2 protein-coding genes are annotated in these 827 nt (G+C 65.9%); one reads left to right on the top strand and one right to left on the bottom strand.

Features of this window, described 5'->3' with window-relative positions:
* Positions 1 to 284, top strand: a 284-nt coding sequence (locus Q7C20_RS26685; RefSeq protein ID WP_375071183.1) for a hypothetical protein, incomplete at its 5' end; no start/stop codon positions are given.
* On the opposite strand, the gene Q7C20_RS26680 is transcribed toward Q7C20_RS26685, so the two are convergent.
* Positions 281 to 827, bottom strand: a 547-nt coding sequence (locus Q7C20_RS26680) for a nickel/cobalt transporter (RefSeq protein ID WP_375071182.1), incomplete at its 5' end; no start/stop codon positions are given. The genes Q7C20_RS26685 and Q7C20_RS26680 overlap by 4 nt on opposite strands.

The raw sequence follows: 827 nt of genomic DNA, 5'->3' as shown, positions 1-827 counted from the left end.
CAGCGCCGCGTGAGTTTGTCGAAACCATTGCGAGCGATACGGCTCTGCGCCCGGTGATTGACAGCCTGCGCGGCGGCGTGGCGCGGCTGGAGGACGGTCTGCCCCGCTTGCGCAATGTGAGTTTGGGACGGCCCGCTGCCGGACGCGGTTGGCTTGGGCTCACGCCACGCGGTGCCTATGAGACCCGCGACCTGCGCCAAACGCCGCTGCTGCCAAGCTGGCTTGTCCTGCTGCTTTCCGCGCTGTTCATCACGGCCGCTTGGCTCCGCGAAGGGCGGCGCTAGAGGGCCCGCAGCAATAGGCCGCTTGCCAGTACCAGAACGGTCATGCCTGCGGTCAGTTCAGCCAATGCCGCCGCCTGCGCCAGCCGAGGTGAGCCGGAAAGCCCGCCGAGCAGTCCGGCCCGCAAGCCCGATGCTGCAAGCCCCGTGGCGATCGTGACCAAACCAGTGCCAATGGCCATCGCAAAAGCCCCCAGCACCCCGACAGCGCCAATCCCCATATGCCATGTGATCACCAGCACAAAAAGCGCTCCGGTACAGGGTCTTACGGCGATCCCCGCGATTAAAAGCAGTGCGTCGCGCAGGTTTCCGGCTTGTTGTACCGCCTCTATGCTCGGCCCGTGGGCGTGGCCGCAGTGACCGCAATGCGCGTCAGGAGCAGCAGGGCCTGTCCGCCGGGCATGGCGCAACCCGCGCCAGATCAGCCAAAGACCAATCAGCGCAATCGCCCCATAGCTGATTGGCGCCATAATGCTTTCCGTCACGCCGACCAGCGTTTCGCGCCCTAGCCCTAGCAGCAGAATCCCGGCATAGACCAGCGCCACG

Origin of the sequence: Pseudomonas sp. AMR01 (genome assembly GCF_041946035.1) — a bacterium.
GTDB classification, from domain to species: Bacteria; Pseudomonadota; Gammaproteobacteria; order Pseudomonadales; family Pseudomonadaceae; genus Aquipseudomonas; species Aquipseudomonas antarctica_B.
Note: the sequence above shows the minus strand (reverse complement) of the source record. Positions and strands in the feature narration are given on the sequence as shown.